The following is a 20149-nucleotide window of genomic DNA, read 5'->3' as shown; positions in this document are numbered from 1 at the left end:
AAACAGACATGACCGCCTACGCCGTCATCGACCTTGACATCGCCGATCCGGACGGCTTCCAGCAGTACATCGATGGCGTCACACCCCTCATCGAAAGGGCCGGCGGGCACAACGTCCTGATCGATGACGACGCCCTGGTGCTCGAAGGGGACTGGCGCCCAGCGACCCTGGTCATCCACCAGTTCGCGTCCAAGGCCGCACTCCAGGAGTTCTGGGACTCTCCGGAGTACCAGCCGCTGAAGGAGCTGCGCCGCAGGTACTCGACGGTCAAGGTGGTCGTCGGCGAGAGCGCCTGACACCTCGCTCCCGGCCGTCGTCACGGCGGTGACGCCCTGATGCGGCGGTCGTGACGGCACCCTCGGCGTCCGCGTGCTCGGCGAGCAGCCCGCGGCCGAGTCCCACGGCCGTTCGGCGACCCGCGGTGCGGCACCACGCAGACGTGCGCGCCCCCGCTTTCCGCTATGCAGTGATCGAGAAAGGGACCGTGTGATATCCAAGGATGTCCCGCGCCGCCTTCTGGCGGCCCTGATGGCGTTATTGACCACGGCGGCCACGGTCGTGGCCGTGGGCCTGGACGCGTCCACAGCGCACGCCGCCCCACTGAGAAGCACCCCACTGATCACCTGGAACATGAGGGGCGCGACCTGGGACGCGCACAGCAAGTGGACCGAGGTCGTCGGCCCCTTCATCGAGGTCGCCGAGGTAGTCGCCCTCCAGGAGGCCGGTGCCCGCCCGCCGGGCGACCCCGTGCGACAGATCCCGCACAACGCCGCCCCCGCCGGCGCCCCCGCCGGCAGTCCGGCCGGGTTCGTCCAGCACAACCGCTGGCGATACGGGTACGCCGACTACGAGGTGTACTTCCTCCAGACCGACCGCAACGCCGACCCCGTGACGGGAAATCCCACCTACGACGGCGGCCGGGTCAACATCGCGATCGTCACGCACCGGCAAGCCGACGAGGTCCGCGTCGTCGCCAACCCCGGGGGGCGCGCCGCGCTCGGCGTACGCTTCGGCGACGACTGGTACTTCACCTTCCACGGCCAGTCCGAGGGCGGACGCATCAACGACTCCGGGCCCATGGCCGTGGCGGTCGCCAACAGCGTGGCGGCGAACAACATCCCTGGACGAAACTGGACCATCCTGGGCGACTTCAACCTCGAGCCCATCCAGTGGTTTCGGCCCGGCGTCCACCAGTACGCCTCCGGCGAGCCGACCCAGCACGGCGCCGACGGCAACCGCGAACTCGACTACGCCGTCTCCTCGCACGACTACCAGCAGCACCCGGTGAACCGGATCGAGGTTCCACGGCACGTCTCGGACCACGACGCGGTGTCCGTCGGCACCCTGCGCGCGGCGGCCGACCCGGCGGACCTGCGCCTGCTCCCTGTGGGCGACTCGATCACCTACGGCGAGAACAGCACCACCCTCAACGGCTACCGCGACCCCCTGTGGGACTACCTCGCCATGTCCTCCGAAACGCTGTGGGCGCGGGACTTCGTCGGATCCCAGCGCTCGGGGAACATGCGCGATCCCGACCACGAGGGCCATCCCGGGGCGCGCATCGACGAGATCATGGGCGAGGCCCGCTGCTCGGTGCCGGCCCACCGGCCCAACGTGGTCACGCTCCACGCCGGGACCAACGACATGAACCAGCAGTACCAGCTCGCCACCGCGCCCGACCGCCTCGGCCGGCTCATCGACCAGATCCTGGCCGACGCCCCCGAGGCCGTCGTCCTGGTCGCCACCCTCATCCCCTCCAGCAAGGCCGGCATGCAGCCCAGGATCGACGCATACAACGCCCGCATCCCCGAGGTCGTCAGGGCCCGGCAGGCGCAGGGCAAGCACGTGCTGCTGGTGGACATGAGCGCGGTGACCACCGCCGACGTCGACGGATCCCACCCCGACGACACCGGTTACCGCAAGATGGCCCAGGCGTTCCACGGCGGCATCGTCAGGGCGGAGCAGAACGGCTGGATCACCGACCCCGTCCCCGGCAGTGGTCAGCCCTGCGGCGACGGCGAGACCAGCAAGGCCGGTCCCGGCTGGCGCGCGCTGGGTGTGATCGCCCCCGGCATGACCAGCCCCGAGGGCCGCACCGACATCGTCGAACTCAACGGCGACGACCGCGGTGACTACGTCCGGATCACCGACGACGGCGCCGTGCGAGCCGCTCTGAACACTCCCGCGGAGCCTGGCCGGCCCGACTGGGCCGACATCGACTCCGGCGTCCCGGCCGCGGGGCCGGGATCCGGCGCGGCCGTGCGCTTCGCCGACGTCAACGGCGACGGCCGGGACGACCTGCTGGAACTCCGCTCCGATTCCTCCGTGCTCGCCTTCGAGAACCAGGGCGTCGAGGGCGGCCGGATCGAGTGGGGACTGGGCCGGCTCATCGCCCCCGGCGTCTCCGGTGCCACCCGTGAGGCGATCCGTTTCGCCGACGTCGACGGCGACGGCCGTGACGACTACCTGCGGGTCGGTGACAGCGGAGCCGTCCACGCCTACATCAACACCCCCGACGACTCCGGGCTGATCCACTGGGAGGAGCGGCTCGACTGGGCTCCCGGCGTCCGGTACGGCTCCCGGGACAAACTCCGCCTCGCCGACGTCAACGGCGACCGCCGGGCCGACTACCTCATGGTCGGATCGGACGGCACCGTCCACGCCTACCTCAACGACGGCGGCGGAGGCGGAGGCGGCTTCACCGAGCACCTCTACTTCGTCTACGCCACCGGCTACCCGGGCCAGAAGTCCGTCTTCCGCGACATCAGCGGCGACGGCAAAGCCGACTACCTCCTCGTCTACGACGGCGGTTCCATCCGCGCCTGGCTCAACAGGGGAGGCAACCTCGACTGATGGTGAACAGGGCGGTGCCCCACCCGCTGGAACCGGGTGGGGCACCGTCATGGTGGAGGCGATGGAGTCGATCGGAGTCGATCGGAGGAGATGGGAGCGGCCGGAGCGGGGCGGGGCTCAGGACTCCGGGACGAGGATGGTCTGGACGGCGTTCTCGTAGTCCGCCGGCCTCACCAGGACGCGGATCTCCTGCTTGCCGTCCACGACCTTGATCATGCGCTTGCCGATCAGGGTCAGCTGGCCGTTCTCCAGGGCGCGGCCCTTGATGAGGGTCACCGCGGAGTTCAGCTCGCGCGCGTACTCCCGCAGGCTCGGCTCGCCGCGCCACTCGGACAGGTCCCGGACGACGTCGTGGAAGCGGTAGATGACCTCCCAAGCGCCCTCGGCGGCGCGGCGGTTGAGGACCCACCAGTCGCCGTCCCGGTCGAGGCGGTACGCGCAGCCGTACTGCTCCTGCACGCCCTCCGCCAGCCGCAGCGGCTCGATGAACGACGGGCCGGCGAAGCCGACGTCCACCAGCCACCGCTCCTCGCCGAACCGCACGGCGTGGAACATGTGCTCCAGCTCGGGGCCGAACTCGCCGTTCGCCATCCGCACCCCGGCCGACATGATGGCCACGTCGAAGCCCAGCCTGCCCAGCAGGTTGCGGAACAGGCCGCTGATCTCGTGGCAGACCCCGCCGCGGCCCCCGGTGACGATCGCGTCGAACGTCTCGTCGACGTCGATGTCGACGTACTCCCAGATGTCCAGGCCGCGCCCGGCGTTCAGCGCGTTGTCGAACGGCACCCGCATCAGGTGCAGCTTGTGCAGGGTGCGCAGCAGTTCCGGGGTGGGTTCGAGGGGACCGGAGTAGCCCAGTTTCTTGAGATAGGCGTCTGCGTCGAACACGGTGCCTCCTTGGATTTCGGTATCGGTTGAGAGGGGGAGAGAGGGGGGAGAGGGAGTGCAGAGGGGTCAGCCGGCCTTGGACGCGTTCGGCCACAGGTCCGACGGCAGGTCCTGGCGGCGCTGGATCTTCAGCTTCCGGTACACCCGCGTCAGGTGCTGCTCCACCGTGCTCGGCGTGACGAAGAGCTTCGCCGCGATCTCCCGGTTGGTGTAACCCATCACCGCGAGGGACGCGACCCGCATCTCGGAGCCGGTCAGCTCGTCGATCCGGGTCCGGTGGTGTTCGGGGGCCGGTTCCGCGACCGCCGCCGACGCGGTGCCCTGCGAACCGGCCAGCAGTTCCTGGGTGAGCGGCCGCGCCTCGCAGGCCTTCGCGACGTGCAGGCTCTGCCGGAACAGCATGCGGGCCCGGCGCTGCTCGCCCAGCGCGTTGTACAGCCGGCTCATGTCCGCGAGGACCCGGGCCTGTTCGAACCGGTCCCCGGCCGACTCCAGCAGTTCCAGCGCCTCGGTGAGCAGCTGGAGCCCGCGACCGGGCGCGCAGGTAGCGGCATACAGGCGCAGCGCGATGCCCCGGGTGCGGCCGCCGCTCGCGCCGGGCCGGGTCAGCTGCTCGTGGATGAGCTGCTTGGCCCGGTCGGTGTTGCCGAGCCGGATGCACGCCTCGGCCGCCCCGGCCCGCCACGGCACCGGGCCGAGCGCCTGGATGCCCCAGGTGCGCTGGAGCTCCCCGCAGGACAGGAAGTCGCCGAGGGCGGCACGGTGGTGGTTGGTGGCCAGGTGGTGGACGCCGCGCGCCTGGAGGAAGGGCAGGCCGTACCAGCTCTCGTACATCGTCGCCGGCACCGCCTGCGAGAGGTGGCGCAGCGCCTCGTCGTACCGCCCCATCCGGGTCGTCGCCACGATCAGGCTGGACAGGGGCAGTCCGATGGCCACGCCCCACGCCTTCGCCGGCAGCGACCGCAGCGCGCTCTGCGCCCGTTCGACGGCCGTGGCGTGGTCGCCCTGGCGGACCGCGACCTCGGCGCGGACGGCGAGGAACACCGCCTGCCAGGTCGGGGTGGCCCGCTCGGCGGCGTCCACGGCCAGCCGCTCGCACCACTCGGCGGCGCTGTCGGAGCGGTCGCCGTGCAGCAGGGTGAGCAGCGCGAGGACGGCGGCCTCCTCGGACCAGTACGCGGACCGGCTCAGCCGCAGGTCCCACAGGCCCTGTTCGGCCCGTTCCACCGCCTCCGGGTGATCGCGGACCAGCTGGCCGGCGAGTGCGGCGGTCCGGCCCAGCCACGGTTCGCTGCGCAGCATCGCCACCACCGCGCCCTCGCCCGCGCGGCCGGTGCCGGCGCGGCGCGGTCCGGGGACGGTGGGGCGGGCCGGGCGGGCCAGCGGCGGGTGCGCCCAGGACAGCCACTGCTCCAGGTCGGCGACCTCGCCGGAGGCGTCGGCGCGCCCGGCGGGGCCGCTGCGGATGCGTTCCAGCGCGTCCACGGCCTCCTCCGTGCGCCCGTGCCACAGCAACTGCCGTACCAGCAGGGCGGATTCGGGGAAGCGCAGACGTCCGGCCCGGTCGGCCGTGATGAGCTGCGGCAGATGCCGGGCGGCGGCGGCCGGGTCGGCCTGGAACTCGGTGTGGGCGAGCCGGGCGAGGATCTCGGCCCGTTCGGCCAGGTCCCCGCTGGAGCGCTGGGCGAGGTCCAGGCAGGCGGCGGCCGGACCGGGCCGGTCGGCGAGCAGATGGTGGTCGGCGGCCTCGACGAGGACCCGGACCGCCCAGGGTTCGTCGGCGCGGCCCGACTCCAGCAGATGCCGGGCCACCCGGCCGGGCTGCGCGCCGGAGTCGTAGAGCAGCCGGGCGGCCCGCCGGTGCAGGGCGGACAGTTCGCGCGGCGAGAGGTCGTCGAGGACGGCCTGCCGCACCGCCGGGTGGCGGAACCGGCCGTCCTCGCAGAGCAGTCCGCACGCGGCCATCGCCCGCGCGGTCGTCTCGACGGGGGCTCCCGCCAGGGCGGCGAGGGTGTCGTCGTCCGCCTCGGTGTCCAGTACGGCCCGGGCGCGGGCCAGCGCGAGCGCGGCCTCGTCGCCGCGGTGCAGGCAGCTGAGCAGCGCCAGGCTGTAGGAGTGGCCGGCGCCCTCGTCGCCGTCGGAGCCCTCCCAGTCGTCGGCGAGGGCGCCGAGCAGCAGCGGGTTCCCGCCGGTGGCGGCGGTGAAGTACGGGGTGAGGCGCCGCGCGGTCTCGGGGCCGAGGCGCGGGGTGAGGAAGGCGGTGATCCCGGCTTCGCCGAGCGGTCCGACGCGCAGCCGGGTGAGTCCGGTCTCGCGCAGCAGCTCGGCGCGCAGCTGGAGGTTGACCGACGGCACGTCGGTGTTGTCGGTGAGCAGGACGACGATCCGGGCGGAGCGCAGTCGGCGGGAGAGGTGGAGAAGAAGGCGCAGGGACGGTTCGTCGGCGTGCTGGACGTCGTCCACGGCGATGAGGAGAGGTACCTCGGCGGAACGTTCCAGCAGGGCGGCGCACAGATCGTCGGCGGACTGCGCGTCGGTGCCGGGGCCGCCGGGAGTGCCGTAGCCGGGGATGCCGGCGTAGCGGCACAGCTGGTGCATCACGCCGAGGGCGTGGGTGCGTTCGGGCCGTGCGCAGATGGCGTGCAGCAGCCGGAATCCGGCGGCTTCCGCGCGGTCCGCGACGGCGTGCAGCAGTTCGGTCTTCCCGGTGGCGGACGGGCCGTCGACCAGGACCATCCGCCCTCTTCCGGCGAGCGCGGCTTCCTGGACGCGGAGCAGCCGTTCCAGATGTTCCTCACGTTCGACAAGCATGGCTGATCCCCCATTGATGGTTGCCGCTTCGCGGCGCGTTCCACTATCCGCGGAAGTGCGCCATCGGCCGGGAATCGCCTATCCACTCGAACGCGAGAGCGTACGAACACGAGGGCGTGCGAACGAGTGGACGCATGAAGGCGCCCGGCCGGTGTGGGGGAAGCACCGGCCGGGCGCGGGTGGTCGGCGGGGACCGCCGTGGACCTCGTACGTCCGTCGATCGTTCAGCCGACCACCTCCGCCACCGCCGGGCACAGCGCCAGCAGGTCGGACGGGCGGAACAGGGTCGCGTCGGGGGCCGCGCCCAGCAGTTCCACCGCGTCGCACTCGCCCCACAGAGCCGCCACCGCGTCGACCCCCGCGCCGCGCGCCGCCTGGATGTCGGTGACCGCGTCGCCGACCATCAGCGCGTCCTCGGGGCGGGCGCCGAGCAGGTCCAGCGCGTGCCGCACGATGTCGGGCGCCGGCTTGGCACGGGCCACCTCGTCGGAGCCGATGACATGGTCGAAGAAGTGGATGACGCCGAGCTTGTCCAGCAGGTGCCGGGCCCGGTCGCCGGCCTTGCCGGTGGCGATCGCGGTACGGAAGCCGCGCCGGCGGAGTTCCGCGAGCGTCCCGGGGACGCCGTCGAACATCGGCACCCGGTCGGCGAGCCGGTAGCTCTCCCTCACGAACGGCTGCTCCATCTCCAGCGGCAGCCCCATGATCTTCATGATGTCCGGAAAATATCGGCCCAGGTGGCGCTCGTACTCGTCGAACGGTGCCTGTCCGTCCCCGACGACTTCCGCGTAGGCGATCGTGAACGCCTCCCGCATCACGGGGAAGCTGTCCACGATCACACCGTCGAGATCGAAGACGACGACGCTCTTGGGCTGCTGGAACGGGCCGGTGGGTGTGCCGGTGACGGTTCCGGAGGACAAGGCGGTACCAGTGTTCACGGGGATCTCCCTGATGAATGTGGACGCATGCTGCTCGTGATGCGGGGTCAGACCGCCGCGGCGACCGGCCGCGCCGCGGACCGGGCCCGGCGGGCGGTGCCGTAGAGGCGTTCGATGACGGCGATGGTCCGCGCCGCGTCGGCGACGGCCCGTCCCCGCTGCGCGGGATCGGCGAGCAGGTCCGGCAGGCCGTCGAGCTGACGGTCGTACTCCGCGCCGATGGGCTCCTCGGGGAACGGCACCGGCTCGGTCGTGCCCGCCCGGGTCAGCAGCAGCTCGGAGCCGCCCGCCCGGTTGGGGCTGAACCCGAAGGTGCAGCGCAGCGACACCGTGCCCGCGCTGCCCTCCACCCGGATCGTGGTGGTGTCCAGCGCCTCGTGCGAGGCCCAGCTGGCGCGCAGCGCCACCGAGACGCCGTCGGACGTGACGAGGAAACCGCGCGCGGTGTCCTCGACGTCCCCGCCGCCCGCCGCGACCGGCTCCTGCTGCCGCCGCCAGGCGGTGCCGTGCGAGGCGGCGTTGATGAAGTCGCCGGAGACGGTGCCGAGAGCCTGCTCGTAGCCGACCGGCCCGAGCAGCGAGCCGACCGTGTCCAGCAGGTGCCAGCCCAGGTCGACCAGCGCCCCGCCGCCGGCCAGGCTGCTGCGGGTGAACCAGCCGCCGGTGTCCGGGACGCCCTTGGCCCGGACCCAGGCGACCTCGATGTGCCGTACCTCGCCCACCTCGCGGTCCACCGCGGCGGCCAGCGCCGCCACGTCCGCGCGGTGCCGGGCCGCGCTGCCCGCCAGCAGCACCGCCCCGCCCTGCCGCTCGGCCTCGACCAGTTCCTCGGCCTCGGCCGAGCTGAGGCAGACCGGCTTCTCCAGGAAGACCGGGACGCCCCGGCGCAGCAGCCCGGCCGCGACGGGCGTGTGCAGATGGTTCGGCACGGCCACCACGGCGAGGTCCGCGATCCGCGCGGTCAGCTCCTCGACGTCGGTGAGCACCCGCACGTCGGGCCCGGCCGCCGCCGCGGCCTCCTGGGCCGCGGGGGAGGGGTCCACGACGGCGGTCACCCGGTACCGGGGGTGACGGGCCAGCCGGGAGAGCCAGATCTCCCGGCCCGCCCAGCCGAGCCCCACCACGGCCACTCGGACGGGGGGCGTCACAGCGTGGCCAGGGTCTCGGCGACGATGTCCGCGATCACGTGCATCTGCTCCTCCTCGGCGAGCAGGGTGCGGTGGTGCAGCCAGATCGCGTCCGCGTACACCGCCTCGGTGTTGGGGCAGCGCGCGGCGATCGACTCCACCGACTCCTCCGGGGCGGCGTACTCCCAGAAGCCGTCGGAGCGGTAGATCGCGCGGAAGGCGGCGAAGGCCGGCAGGCCGCGCGCGATCAGGGCGTCGACCAGCTGGTTGCGGCGCTCGGCGCTCATCCCGGGCATCCGGAACATCGCCATGTAGTGCGGGTTGCGGGTGACGCGCTCGTCGATGACCTGCGGCTGGACACCGTCGATCTCGCTCAGCAAGCGCGACAGCACCGGCCAGTTGCGCTCACGGGTGTCGATCTGCCCGGCGAGCCGGCCCAGCTGGGCGCGCAGCACGCTCGCCGAGAACTCGTTCATCCGGAAGTTGGAGCCGGAGGTCTTGTGGTAGTACAGCCGGTCCGTGCTGGGGCGGCCACAGCTGTGCCGCAGGAACGCGGTCTCGCGCTGCTCGGCGTCCTCGAACGTGACCAGGCCGCCCTCGCCGGCCGTCATCAGCTTGCCGTTCTGGAAGCTGAACGCGGCGACCGCGCCCAGCTCGCCGACCTTCTTGCCGTCCCACTCGGCGCCGTGCCCGTGCGCGGCGTCCTGGATCAGCGGCACACCGCTGTCCGCGGAGATCTTGCCCAGCGCGTCCATGTCGCAGATCTGGCCGGCCATGTGGACCGGCATGATCGCGGCGGTGCGCGGGGTGATGGCGTTGGCGGCGGCGGTCGGGTCGATGTTGAAGGTGCCCGGGTCGATGTCCACCGGCACGGCCACGGCACCGAGCCGCTGGGCCGCCTGGGACGAGGAGATGAAGGTGAACGCGGGCACGATGACCTCGGTGCCCGGGCCCACGCCGAGCACCTGGAGGGCCAGCTCCAGGGCGTGCGTGCCGTTGGTGACGGCCAGGGCGTGCGGGGTGCCGTGGTAGGCGCCGAACTCCTCCTCGAAGGTGTCGACCTCGCTGCCGCCCATGCGCCACCACTGGCCCTGCTCCAGGGCACGTATCAGGCCGACGCGTTCCTCGTCCCCGTACTGGGGCCACACGGGAAAGTTCGGCTTGGGCCGGGAATCCTGGGTCATTTTCTTTTCCGCTCCTTGTGGTCCTGCTGGGTCCGTACCCGCTGTCGAAAGCGAATGTAAGGCCTGAATGCAGGCTCGGTCATCCCCCTACTGGGACCCCTAACCCACCCTGGGAATGCGGTCGTTGCAGCCGCCTCAATTAAAGGCTCCACAAGCGTGCAATAGCCTTTTCGTTGGTGGAGTCACCTTGGAGGCGAGATGAGCGAACTGCTACTGCTGAACGGGCCGAACCTGGGCATACTCGGACACCGGGAGCCCGAGATCTACGGCACCGAGACCCTGGCCGACATCGCCGATTCGATCTCGGAAGAGATCGCGGAGCGGGGCTGGAAAGTCAAGCAGGTACAGCACGACGTGGAAGGAGAGCTGGTACGAGCCATTCAGGAAAGCTATGACACGGTAGGGGCCATTGTGAATCCCGGGGCCCTGATGATCGCGGGCTGGAGTCTGCGCGACGCGCTGGCGAATTACCCGCGCCCGTGGATCGAGGTGCACATTTCCAATATCTGGGCACGGGAATCCTTCCGGCATGAATCCGTGATCGCTCCGATCGCGTCGGGATTCATCGCCGGACTGGGCGCCGACGGCTACCGGCTGGCGGCCCGTGCGCTGATGGCGAAGACGCCGGTCGAGGTCCGATGACCGGCACCGTCCAGACGCAGGGCCGCCCGTCCGCGGGCGGCCCCCCGTCGGTGGACCCCGAGGACTGGATCCGCCGGTTCCAGCCGGCCCCCGAGGCGCCGGTACGGCTGGTCTGCCTGCCGCACGCGGGCGGCTCGGCCGCGTTCTACCACCCGGTCGCCCGGGCACTGGCCCCCGAGATCGACGTCCTGGCCGTCCAGTACCCCGGCCGCCAGGACCGCCGGCACGAACCCGGCGTCACCCGGCTCGACCGGCTGGCCGACCTCGTCACCGAGGCCCTGGCACCCTGGACCGACCGCCCGCTCGTCCTGTTCGGGCACAGCATGGGCGCCCTGCTCGGCTACGAGGTCACCGCCCGCCTGGAAGCGGCGGGCACCGCCCCCCGGGCGCTGATCGCCTCCGCGCGGCGCGCCCCCTCCCGGTACCGCGACGAGTCCGTCCATCTCCGCCCCGACGAGGGCGTGGTGGACGAACTCCGGCTGCTGGGCGGCGTGGAACGGGCGTTCCTCGAGGACCCCGAGCTGCGCGCGATGATCCTGCCGTCGATCCGCAGCGACTACGAGGCGATCGAGACCTACCGCCACCCGCCCCGCCCGCCGCTGCGCACCCCCGTCACCGTCCTCACCGGTGACGCCGACCCCCAGGTCACCCCGGAGGAGGCCACCGCCTGGGCCCGGCACACCACCGACTTCGCCCTGCACACCTTCACGGGCGGCCACTTCTACCTCACCGAGCACATCCCCGAGGTCCTGGCCCTCATCCGCTCGGTCGCCGGCGGCCCGGACGGACGGGGGTGAGACCCGGTCCCGCGGGCCGCGGATGAGGGGCGGACCACACCCGCGGGCACCGAACGGGGCGGCCCCGGCGACAACGCCGAGCCCGCCCCGCACGTGTGCGCACGACCACGACGGACCGACCCGGCGTCCAACGTCAGGAGCTAGGCCGACGTCATGCTGTCCGGCGTTTCCCCCTCCGCGAACGCCCGCCTTGCGCATCCCATCATGCGAAGGACCACTGACAACGGGGGGTGCCGCCCTCGGCGGGCGACCGAACCGGCCGTCGGCCGCGAGGAGTTCGGGATCACCCGGAACCGGCTCCGCGTGACGCGCGGCGCGGCCACCGTCGCCGCGGCCCTCCGTCTCACCCGCGCGACCGGCTGACCTCAGCCCTCGCCCGCGCTGTCGCGCACCGTGTCGCTGTTGGGCCGAACGGGTGACTTGGCGTAAGAATTGGCTGGTGCAGGCGTTCAGTGCGAGTCAGATCGGGGGGAGCCGGTGAACCGTCACAGTCACGACGTCACCGATGAACAGTGGGAAGGGCTCGCCCAGGTCGTGCCGCTCCGGGGCCGCGACGCGTGGCCGTCCGCGGTGAACCACCGCAGCCTTCCCGAGGCGGAGACGGAGGCCCGCAGGCGCTTCGTGGTGCTGCGGGTCAACGTCTTCGCGGACGCCCGCGAGGTCGCCGAGACCCTGATGTCGGGCATCCCCGTGCTGCTCGACCTCACCAGCGCGGAGACCGAGGTCGCCAAGCGCGTCCTCGACTTCAGCACCGGCGTCGTCTTCGGGCTCAACAGCGGTATGCACCGCGTCGACCGCAACGTCTTCCTGCTGACCCCGCCCGGTACCGAGGTCCAGGGGCTGATGGCGGGCGCCGGCCTGCCCGGAGTCTGAGCCGGAGCCCGCGCCCGGTCGCCCGATCGTAGGAAGGGCCCACAAGCGGAACGGTTCGCCGGACGGCCAAGGTCCTACGGTCCCGGTATGACCGCGCCGTCCGCATCAACCGCAGCAGCAGCCCCGGCCCCGGCCGCGCCCGCCGGGGACCAGGACTCCCACCCGCCCCGCCCCCACCTCACCGAGCTGCGGCTGTCGGCCTTCGCCGGGCATCGGCGGGCGGGCTTCCCGCTGGGTCCCGTGACACTGTTCGCCGGGCCCAGCGGGTCGGGGAAGAGCAGTGCGCTGCGGGCGTACGAGGCGCTGGCGCGGCTCGGCGGGGGCGCGCGGCTCGGGGAGGCCTTCCGGGATCCGCGGGCCTGTGTCCCGGAGCGGGCCCGGCCGGACGCCCAGCAGCGCCGCGGCTTCCGCATCGGGTGCACGGCCGACGGGCCCGAGGGGCCGGTCCGGCTCGACGTCGCCGTCCAGGCCGAGCCGGAACTGCGCGTCGTGGGGGAGCGGCTCACCGCGCGCGGGGTGGTGCTCCTGGAGACCGCCCTGCGCGACCCGTCCCGCCGCGCGGTCCAGGCCGCCTGGCACACGGCCGGCGCCGCGCCCGTCACCCGAGCGCCCCTGCCCGACGACCGGCTCGGCACCGCGCTGCTGCCGCTGCGGGTGGCCGGCAAGACCGACGGGCAGCGCCGTGTGCTCGCGGCGGCCGAGCAGATGGTGGTCGCCCTGCGGTCCGTGTTCGCCTGCGACCCGCTGCCCGAGCGGATGCGCGCCCCCGTGCCGAGCGGCCCGGGGCGGCTGCACGAAAGCTGCGGCAACCTCGCGGACGTGCTGTGGCGCACCCGCGCGGAGTGCGGGCGGCGGCACGCGCAGTTCGTGGAGGCGGTGGCCGCCGGCTGCGCCGGACCGGTCGTGGACGTACTGGCCGAGCCCACCGGCCACGGCACCGTGCGCGCCCTGCTCGACCGGGGCGACGGCGTCCGCACCGACTTCGCCCGGCTCGGCGACGGCGAACTGCGCTACATCGCGCTGGCGCTGGTGCTGCTCACCGGCCCCGGCGTCCTGGCGGTCGACCCGCCCCGCGAGGTGCCCGCCGCGCTGCGGGCGCTGACCGTGCTCACCGACGGCTTCGACCGGCAGGTGGACGTGCCCCAGCGGCTGGCGCTGCTGCGGCTCGCGGCGCGCTCGGCGCGGGTCGGGCACATCCGCTGCCTGGGCGCGGTGAGCGACGCGTCGTGGGCGGCGGGGGCGGACGGGGCGGAGGGAGTGACGGTGGTACACCTGAGGCCGTGACAGGAGAGCATCAAGAGCCCCGGGATTCCCGTGAGCCGCTGGATGTGGCGCGGCTCCAGCGCAGGCTGGCCGAGTTCGCCGCGGCCCGCCACTGGCAGCCGTACCACACCCCCAAGAACCTGGTGGCCGCGCTGAGCGTCGAGGCCTCGGAACTCGTCGAGATCTTCCAGTGGTTGACGCCGGAGGAGTCGGCGCGGGTGATGGCCGACCCGGACACCGCGCACCGGGTCCGCGACGAGGTCGCCGACGTCCTCGCCTATCTGCTCCAGCTGTGCGAGGTGCTCGGCATCGATCCGCTGGCCGCGCTGGACGCGAAGATCGACCGCAACGAGCGGCGCTTCCCAGCGCCGGAGTGACACCGTCCGTTATCACTCTCCGGAGTCGAAATCGCCGTCGAATCCGAATCGTTGTCCACAGATTTCGGTCTTCCTCTGGCCTTTCGTCTCAAGGGCCTTCACTCTGGGTAGTGAACCAGTGGAGGTCGGGCGGCGCGCCGAGGGCGCGTCGGGACGGACGGGGGCAGCCCATGGACGCGGTGCGGCTCATCCTGACGAGCAGGCGTGCCCTTGCGGCGAGCGGCGAAGTGCCGCAGATCATGGCGGAGGTGTGGCAGGCCCAGGCGCTGGCTCAGGCGATCGGCAGCCGGCTCGCCGTCTTCGGCCCGCCCGAACTGCGCGGCGAGGCACTGGGGTTGACGGAACTGGCGGGTCGCGGCTGCGGAGTGCTGGACCCGCCGGAACTCGGCCTGGACGAACTGCGCGCGGCCCAGCTCACCGAACTGGGCGACGCCCGCCAGGCGCTGACGTCCCTCGGCGGGCTGCTCGGCGAGGTCGGCATTGCCCTGGTCGGCATCGCCTGCGCCGCGCCCGACGAGGCGACGTACTGGCAGTGCATGGAGGCCATCGACGCGGCGGACGAGTCACGGGACCGCGTGCGGGAACTGCTGCGCAGACTGGCGGACCGGGAGAAGGCGATACCCCAGCGGGAGGCGGGCTGACGCCCGCCTCCCGCCGAGTCACACATCGGAAGGTCTCGCCACGGGCGGCTCGACGCCCCGCGGACCCCGCTCCTCGCACCCCGCGCCGTCCCGTCCCGCCGCCTGGAGGTCCGCGTCCAGGGCGGACAGGTCCGCGTTCAAGGCCGCCATCAGCTCCTCCATCTGCTGCAGCAGCCCCTTCGGCCGGGCGGGCCCGCCCTGCTGCGGCACGGTTTCTTCGGACATGACGGCCTCCTCGGCCCGTGGCCCCGAGGGGCCGGTACGGGGGGCGCCCCGGCGTCGACCGGCCGGTGCGGGCGCCGGGCGGTCCGGCTCCGCCCGAGCCAACGATCATCATCTGACCAGGTAACTGGCCGGGCGCGCCCCCGCCCCGGGGTTGACGTTTTTCACCCCTGGGGGACGACCCGGCGGGGCGCGCACGGCCGCACACCCGCGTACGGGCGCCCACCGGGGCGCGCACGGCCCGCAGCGCGCAGGGCCCGCAGCGCGCGCGGCCCACGGCACGCAGGGCCCGCAGCACGCACGGCCCGCGGCACGCACGGCCCACGGCGCCTCGCCGGGCCCCCGGACCACCCCGCCCCGACCCGTGCGAGGCAGGATGGACGCATGGATCTTCGAATCTTCACCGAACCCCAGCAGGGCGCCACCTACGACACCCTGCTCACCGTGGCGAAGGCCACCGAGGATCTGGGGTTCGACGCGTTCTTCCGTTCCGACCACTACCTGAAGATGGGGGCCGTCGACGGACTCCCCGGCCCCACCGACGCCTGGGTCACCCTCGCCGGTCTCGCCCGTGAGACCAAGCGGATCCGCCTCGGCACCCTGATGACCGCCGGCACCTTCCGCCTCCCCGGCGTGCTCGCCATCCAGGTCGCGCAGGTCGACCAGATGTCCGGCGGCCGGGTCGAGCTGGGCCTCGGCGCGGGCTGGTTCGAGGAGGAGCACGCGGCGTACGGCATCCCCTTCCCGAAGGAGAAGTTCGCCCGCCTCGAGGAGCAGCTGGCGATCGTCACCGGGCTGTGGGCCACGGAGGTCGGCAAGACCTTCGACTTCCACGGCACCTACTACGACCTCACCAACTCGCCCGCCCTGCCCAAGCCGGCCCAGTCCAAGATCCCCGTCCTCATCGGCGGCCACGGCGCCACCCGCACCCCGCGGCTGGCCGCCCGCTACGCCGACGAGTTCAACATCCCGTTCGCCTCGATCGAGGACAGCGAGCGCCAGTTCGGCCGGGTGCGCGCCGCCGCCGAGGAGGCCGGCCGCGCCCCCGGCGACCTCACCTACTCCAACGCCCTCGTCGTCTGCGTCGGCCGGGACGACCAGGAGGTCGCCCGCCGTGCCGCCGCGATCGGCCGCGAGGTCGACGAGCTGAAGCTGAACGGCCTGGCCGGCTCCCCGGCCGAGGTGGTCGACAAGATCGGCCGCTACGCGGCGATCGGCTCCGAGCGCGTCTACCTCCAGATCCTCGACCTGGACGACCTGGACCACCTGGAGCTGATCTCCGCCAAGGTCCAGTCGCAGCTGTCCTGACCCGCTCGCGGGACGGGAATAACCGAAGGCGCAGGTCCGGCCGTGTGTGCGATGGTGTGACGGTCGTCCTGCCGAAGCCCCCAGGATCACCACCCTGGGGGCTTTCGCGTACGGCGTCCCCTGACCCTTCGGCCCGTCGGAGAGGCCCTCCGCATGTTCCTGACGATCAGTACCACCGGCACCCCCGAACGCCCGGCGACCGACCTCGGTTACCTGCTGCACAAGCATCCTGGGAAGACGCAGGCGTTCTCCACCTCGTACGGCACCGCGCACGTCCTCTACCCGGAGGCCGACGACCAGCGGTGCACGGCGGCGCTGCTGCTGGAGGTGGACGCGGTGGCACTGGTCCGGCGCGGCAAGGGCAAGGGCCGCGGCGGCGCCCCCGACGCGGCGCTCGCGCAGTACGTCAACGACCGCCCGTACGCCGCGTCGTCGCTGCTCGCGGTGGCGATCGGCGCCGTGTTCTCCAGCGCGATGCGCGGGGTGTGCCACGCCCGGCCCGAACTGCCGGAGCAGGCCCGCCCGTTGCGCGTGGAGGTGCCCGCGCTGCCCGCCCGCGGCGGCCCCGACCTGGTCCGCCGGCTCTTCGAGCCGCTGGGCTGGACGGTCACAGCGGAGGCCATAGCCCTGGACGCCGAGTTCCCGGAGTGGGGCGACTCCCGCTATGTGCGGCTGACCCTGGAGTCGGAGAGCCGCACGGTCGCCGAGGCCCTGCGCCAGCTGTACGTCCTGCTGCCCGTCCTCGACGACGCCAAGCACTACTGGGTGGCCTCCGACGAGGTCGACAAGCTGCTGCGGGTCGGCGAGGGCTGGCTGGCCGAACACCCCGAGCAGAAGCTGATCACCAGCCGCTATCTCACCCGCCGCTGGTCGCTGACCCGCGAGGCGATGAACCGCCTGGAGCTGGTGCGGCTGGCCGAGACCGACGACAGCGAGGTCGAGACGATCGACAACGCCGTCGCGGCGGAGACCGAGGCCGAGGAGAAGCCGACCCCGCTCGCCGTGCAGCGCCGGGAGGCGATCGTCGCGGCGCTCACCGAGTCCGCCGCCGCCCGCGTCCTGGACCTGGGCTGCGGCGAGGGCCACCTGGTGCAGGCGCTGCTGAAGGACACCCGGTTCACCGAGATCGTCGGCGTCGACGTGTCGGTGCGCGCGCTCACCATCGCCGCCCGGCGGCTGAAGCTGGACCGCATGGGGGAGCGGCTCGCCGCCCGGGTGAAGCTCTTCCAGGGCTCGCTCGCCTACACGGACCGCCGGCTCAAGGGCTACGACGCCGCCGTGCTCAGCGAGGTCATCGAGCACCTGGACCTGCCCCGGCTGCCCGCCCTGGAGTACGCCGTGTTCGGCGCCGCCCGCCCCCGCACGGTCCTCGTGACCACCCCGAACGCCGAGTACAACGTCCGCTGGGAATCCCTCCCGGCCGGCCACGTCCGGCACCGCGACCACCGCTTCGAGTGGACCCGGCAGGAGTTCCGCGCCTGGGCCGGGGCGGTCGCCGCACGGCACGGCTACACGGTCGGGTTCCGCCCCGTCGGACCGGACGACCCCGAGGTCGGGCCGCCGACCCAGATGGCCGTGTTCACCCTGGACACCACCACCCCGCACGAGAAGGAGAAGGAGGCGAAGGCGGCATGACCGAGACCACCCCGACCGCGAGGGCACGGGCCCTGCCCGTCACCGACCTCTCGCTCGTCGTCCTCATCGGCGCCTCCGGCTCCGGCAAGTCCACGTTCGCCCGCAGGCACTTCAAGCCCACCGAGGTGATCTCCTCCGACTTCTGCCGCGGCCTGGTCGCCGACGACGAGAACGACCAGAGCGCCAGCAAGGACGCCTTCGACGTCCTGCACTACATCGCCGGCAAGCGGCTCGCCGCCGGCCGCCGCACGGTCGTGGACGCCACCAGCGTGCAGAAGGAGTCCCGGCGGCAGCTGATCGACCTGGCCAAGCAGCACGACGTACTGCCGATAGCCATCGTGCTCGACGTGCCCGAGGAGGTGTGCGCCGAGCGCAACGCGGCCCGCACCGACCGGGCCGACATGCCGCGCCGGGTCATCCAGCGGCACACCCGCGAACTGCGCCGCTCGCTGCGGCACCTGGAGCGGGAGGGCTTCCGCAAGGTGCATGTGCTGCGCGGCGCCGAGGAGGTCGAGCACGCCACCGTCGTCACCGAGAAGCGGTTCAACGACCTGACCCACCTCACCGGCCCGTTCGACATCATCGGCGACATCCACGGCTGCTCCGCCGAACTGGAGGCCCTGCTCGGCAAGCTGGGCTATGCCGACGGCGTGCACCCCGACGGCCGTACCGCCGTCTTCGTCGGCGACCTGGTCGACCGCGGCCCGGACAGCCCCGGCGTGCTGCGCCGGGTGATGTCCATGGTCAAGTCCGGCAACGCGCTGTGCGTGCCCGGCAACCACGAGAACAAGTACGGCCGCCACCTCAAGGGCCGCAAGGTCCAGCAGACCCACGGGCTCGCCGAGACCATCGCGCAGATGGAGGGCGAGAGCGAGGAGTTCACGCGCGAGGTACGGGAGTTCATCGACGGTCTCGTCAGCCACTACGTGCTGGACGGCGGCCGGCTGGTGGTCTGCCACGCCGGTCTGCCGGAGAAGTACCACGGCCGCACCTCCGGCCGGGTCCGCTCGCACGCCCTGTACGGCGAGACCACCGGCGAGACCGACGAGTTCGGGCTGCCGGTGCGCTACCCGTGGGCCGAGGACTACCGGGGCCGCGCGGCCGTCGTCTACGGCCACACCCCGGTGCCGGAGGCCACCTGGCTCAACAACACGATCTGCCTGGACACCGGCGCCGTCTTCGGCGGCAAGCTCACGGCGCTGCGCTGGCCGGAGCGGGAGCTGGTCGACGTACCGGCGGAGCGGGTCTGGTACGAGCCGGTGAAGCCGCTGCGCAGCGAGGCGCCCGGCGGGCACGACGGGCGGCCGCTGGACCTGGCCGACGTGCACGGCCGGCGGGTCGTGGAGACCCGGCACGCGGGCCGCGTCTCCGTGCGCGAGGAGAACGGGGCCGCGGCCCTGGAGGTCATGAGCCGCTTCGCGATCGACCCCAGGCTGCTGCCGTACCTCCCGCCGACCATGGCGCCGACGGCCACCAGCACGGTGGAGGGCTACCTGGAGCACCCGGTGGAGGCGTTCGCGCAGTACGCCCGGGACGGTGTCGCGCGGGTCGTGTGCGAGGAGAAGCACATGGGCTCGCGGGCGGTCGTGCTGGTGTGCAAGGACGCGGAGGCTGCGAGGAAGCGCTTCGGGGTGGACGGCCCCACCGGGTCCCTCTACACCCGCACCGGTCGCCCCTTCTTCGACGACGACACGACCACCGAGGCGATCCTCGGCCGGCTGCGCGAGGCGATCGGCGCCGCCGGGCTGTGGAGCGGACTCGACACGGACTGGCTGCTGCTCGACGCCGAGCTGATGCCGTGGTCGCTGAAGGCGTCCGGGCTGCTGCGCAGCCAGTACGCCGCGGTCGGCGCCGCGTCCGGCGCGGTGTTCCCCGGCGTCCTGGCCGCCCTGGAGGGCGCCGCGGCCCGCGGGGTCGACACGGGCGGGCTGCTGGAGCGGCAGCGCGAGCGGGCCGCCGACGCGGCCGCGTTCACCGAGGCGTACCGCCGCTACTGCTGGGGCACCGACGGCCTGGACGGCGTCCGCCTGGCCCCGTTCCAGATCCTCGCCGTGCGAGGGCGCAGCCTCGCCGGGCTGCCGCACGACGAGCAGCTGGCCCTGCTGGACCGGCTCGTCGAGCACGACGGCACCGGACTGCTGCAGACCACCCGGCGGCTGTACGTCGACACCGCCGACCCCGAGTCGGTGCGGGCGGGCGTCGACTGGTGGCTGGAGATGACCGGACGCGGCGGCGAGGGCATGGTCGTCAAGCCGGTCGGCGCGCTCGTCCGCGACGAGAAGGGGCGGCTGGTGCAGCCCGGCGTGAAGGTCCGCGGACGGGAGTACCTGCGGATCGTCTACGGCCCCGAGTACACCCGCCCGGACAACCTCGACCGGCTCCGGCAGCGGTTCCTGAACCACAAGCGGTCGCTGGCCGTCCGCGAGTACGCGCTCGGTCTGGAGGCCCTGGACCGGCTGGCGGACGGCGAGCCGCTGTGGCGGGTCCACGAAGCCGTGTTCGGGGTGCTCGCACTGGAGTCGGAGCCGGTGGACCCGCGGCTCTAGGGACGTCCGGATTCGTACGCGGTGACGGCGGATTCCGGCCAGGT

Annotated in this window: 17 protein-coding genes; 11 read left to right on the top strand and 6 right to left on the bottom strand. The window is 72.8% G+C overall.

Going from position 1 to position 20149, the window contains the following annotated elements; genetic code table 11:
• Window positions 1-8 precede the first annotated feature (8 nt).
• Both AMK31_RS05850 and AMK31_RS05845 read left to right on the top strand, forming a co-directional pair.
• Window positions 9-296 (top strand): DUF1330 domain-containing protein, encoded by a 288-nt coding sequence (locus tag AMK31_RS05850; RefSeq protein ID WP_073939293.1) that lies wholly within the window; start codon window positions 9-11, stop codon window positions 294-296.
• Window positions 297-486: 190 nt separating this feature from the next.
• On the top strand, window positions 487-2853 hold the full coding sequence (locus AMK31_RS05845; RefSeq protein ID WP_143204208.1) for a GDSL-type esterase/lipase family protein: 2367 nt from the start codon (window positions 487-489) through the stop codon (window positions 2851-2853).
• A 117-nt stretch (window positions 2854-2970) separates the two neighbouring features.
• On the opposite strand, the gene AMK31_RS05840 is transcribed toward AMK31_RS05845, so the two are convergent.
• The 5 genes from AMK31_RS05840 to AMK31_RS05820 form a co-directional block, all read right to left on the bottom strand.
• Window positions 2971-3741, bottom strand: a complete 771-nt coding sequence (locus tag AMK31_RS05840) for an arylamine N-acetyltransferase family protein (RefSeq protein WP_073939291.1) — start codon at window positions 3739-3741, stop codon at window positions 2971-2973.
• Between the two features lie 66 nt (window positions 3742-3807).
• The gene (locus AMK31_RS05835; protein WP_073939290.1) at window positions 3808-6552 is read right to left on the bottom strand and encodes a helix-turn-helix transcriptional regulator; all 2745 of its coding nucleotides are present in this window, start codon (window positions 6550-6552) and stop codon (window positions 3808-3810) included.
• 224 nt (window positions 6553-6776) lie between these two features.
• Entirely contained in the window at window positions 6777-7490 is a 714-nt protein-coding gene (locus AMK31_RS05830; protein WP_338013025.1) for an HAD-IA family hydrolase, read from the bottom strand.
• 47 nt (window positions 7491-7537) lie between these two features.
• Complete coding sequence (locus AMK31_RS05825) at window positions 7538-8638, bottom strand: Gfo/Idh/MocA family protein (RefSeq protein WP_241842540.1); 1101 nt, start codon at window positions 8636-8638, stop codon at window positions 7538-7540.
• Entirely contained in the window at window positions 8635-9801 is a 1167-nt protein-coding gene (locus AMK31_RS05820) for a DegT/DnrJ/EryC1/StrS family aminotransferase (protein ID WP_073939288.1), read from the bottom strand. Before AMK31_RS05820 ends, AMK31_RS05825 begins: the two co-directional genes overlap by 4 nt.
• Window positions 9802-9999: 198 nt before the next feature.
• Between AMK31_RS05820 and AMK31_RS05815 the strand changes: the two genes are divergently transcribed.
• From AMK31_RS05815 to AMK31_RS05785, 6 genes are all read left to right on the top strand, one after another.
• Window positions 10000-10443, top strand: a complete 444-nt coding sequence (locus AMK31_RS05815) for a type II 3-dehydroquinate dehydratase (RefSeq protein WP_073939287.1) — start codon at window positions 10000-10002, stop codon at window positions 10441-10443.
• Window positions 10440-11240, top strand: coding sequence for a thioesterase II family protein (locus AMK31_RS05810; RefSeq protein WP_073939286.1), 801 nt, complete (start codon window positions 10440-10442; stop codon window positions 11238-11240). The genes AMK31_RS05815 and AMK31_RS05810 overlap by 4 nt, the downstream gene beginning before the upstream one ends.
• A 477-nt stretch (window positions 11241-11717) precedes the next feature.
• Entirely contained in the window at window positions 11718-12113 is a 396-nt protein-coding gene (locus AMK31_RS05800; protein WP_073939284.1) for a cell division protein SepF, read from the top strand.
• A gap of 87 nt (window positions 12114-12200) precedes the next feature.
• Entirely contained in the window at window positions 12201-13397 is a 1197-nt protein-coding gene (locus tag AMK31_RS05795; RefSeq protein ID WP_073939283.1) for an AAA family ATPase, read from the top strand.
• The gene (locus AMK31_RS05790; RefSeq protein WP_073939282.1) at window positions 13394-13753 is read left to right on the top strand and encodes a nucleotide pyrophosphohydrolase; all 360 of its coding nucleotides are present in this window, start codon (window positions 13394-13396) and stop codon (window positions 13751-13753) included. Before AMK31_RS05795 ends, AMK31_RS05790 begins: the two co-directional genes overlap by 4 nt.
• Before the next feature lie 170 nt (window positions 13754-13923).
• A complete protein-coding gene (locus AMK31_RS05785) occupies window positions 13924-14394 on the top strand; it encodes a DUF6099 family protein (RefSeq protein ID WP_073939281.1) in 471 nt (156 codons plus the stop codon).
• Between the two features lie 18 nt (window positions 14395-14412).
• On the opposite strand, the gene AMK31_RS05780 is transcribed toward AMK31_RS05785, so the two are convergent.
• Window positions 14413-14619: a hypothetical protein gene (locus AMK31_RS05780; protein WP_073939280.1), complete on the bottom strand. Its 207-nt coding sequence runs from the start codon at window positions 14617-14619 to the stop codon at window positions 14413-14415.
• A 381-nt stretch (window positions 14620-15000) separates the two neighbouring features.
• Here AMK31_RS05780 and AMK31_RS05775 point away from each other — a divergent pair, with 381 nt between their 5' ends.
• The 3 genes from AMK31_RS05775 (at window position 15001) to AMK31_RS05765 (ending at window position 20105) form a co-directional block, all read left to right on the top strand.
• Complete coding sequence (locus tag AMK31_RS05775; RefSeq protein ID WP_073939279.1) at window positions 15001-15924, top strand: LLM class F420-dependent oxidoreductase; 924 nt, start codon at window positions 15001-15003, stop codon at window positions 15922-15924.
• Between the two features lie 153 nt (window positions 15925-16077).
• Window positions 16078-17559: a 3' terminal RNA ribose 2'-O-methyltransferase Hen1 gene (locus tag AMK31_RS05770; protein ID WP_073939278.1), complete on the top strand. Its 1482-nt coding sequence runs from the start codon at window positions 16078-16080 to the stop codon at window positions 17557-17559.
• Window positions 17556-20105: a polynucleotide kinase-phosphatase gene (locus tag AMK31_RS05765; RefSeq protein WP_073939277.1), complete on the top strand. Its 2550-nt coding sequence runs from the start codon at window positions 17556-17558 to the stop codon at window positions 20103-20105. The genes AMK31_RS05770 and AMK31_RS05765 overlap by 4 nt, the downstream gene beginning before the upstream one ends.
• The last annotated feature ends 44 nt before the right edge of the window (window positions 20106-20149 follow it).

The sequence above is a fragment of the Streptomyces sp. TSRI0107 genome (genome assembly GCF_001905845.1).
Lineage (GTDB): Bacteria > Actinomycetota > Actinomycetes > Streptomycetales > Streptomycetaceae > Streptomyces.
The sequence above is the reverse complement of the archived record's forward strand: the minus strand, read 5'-3'. Positions and strand labels throughout refer to the sequence as shown.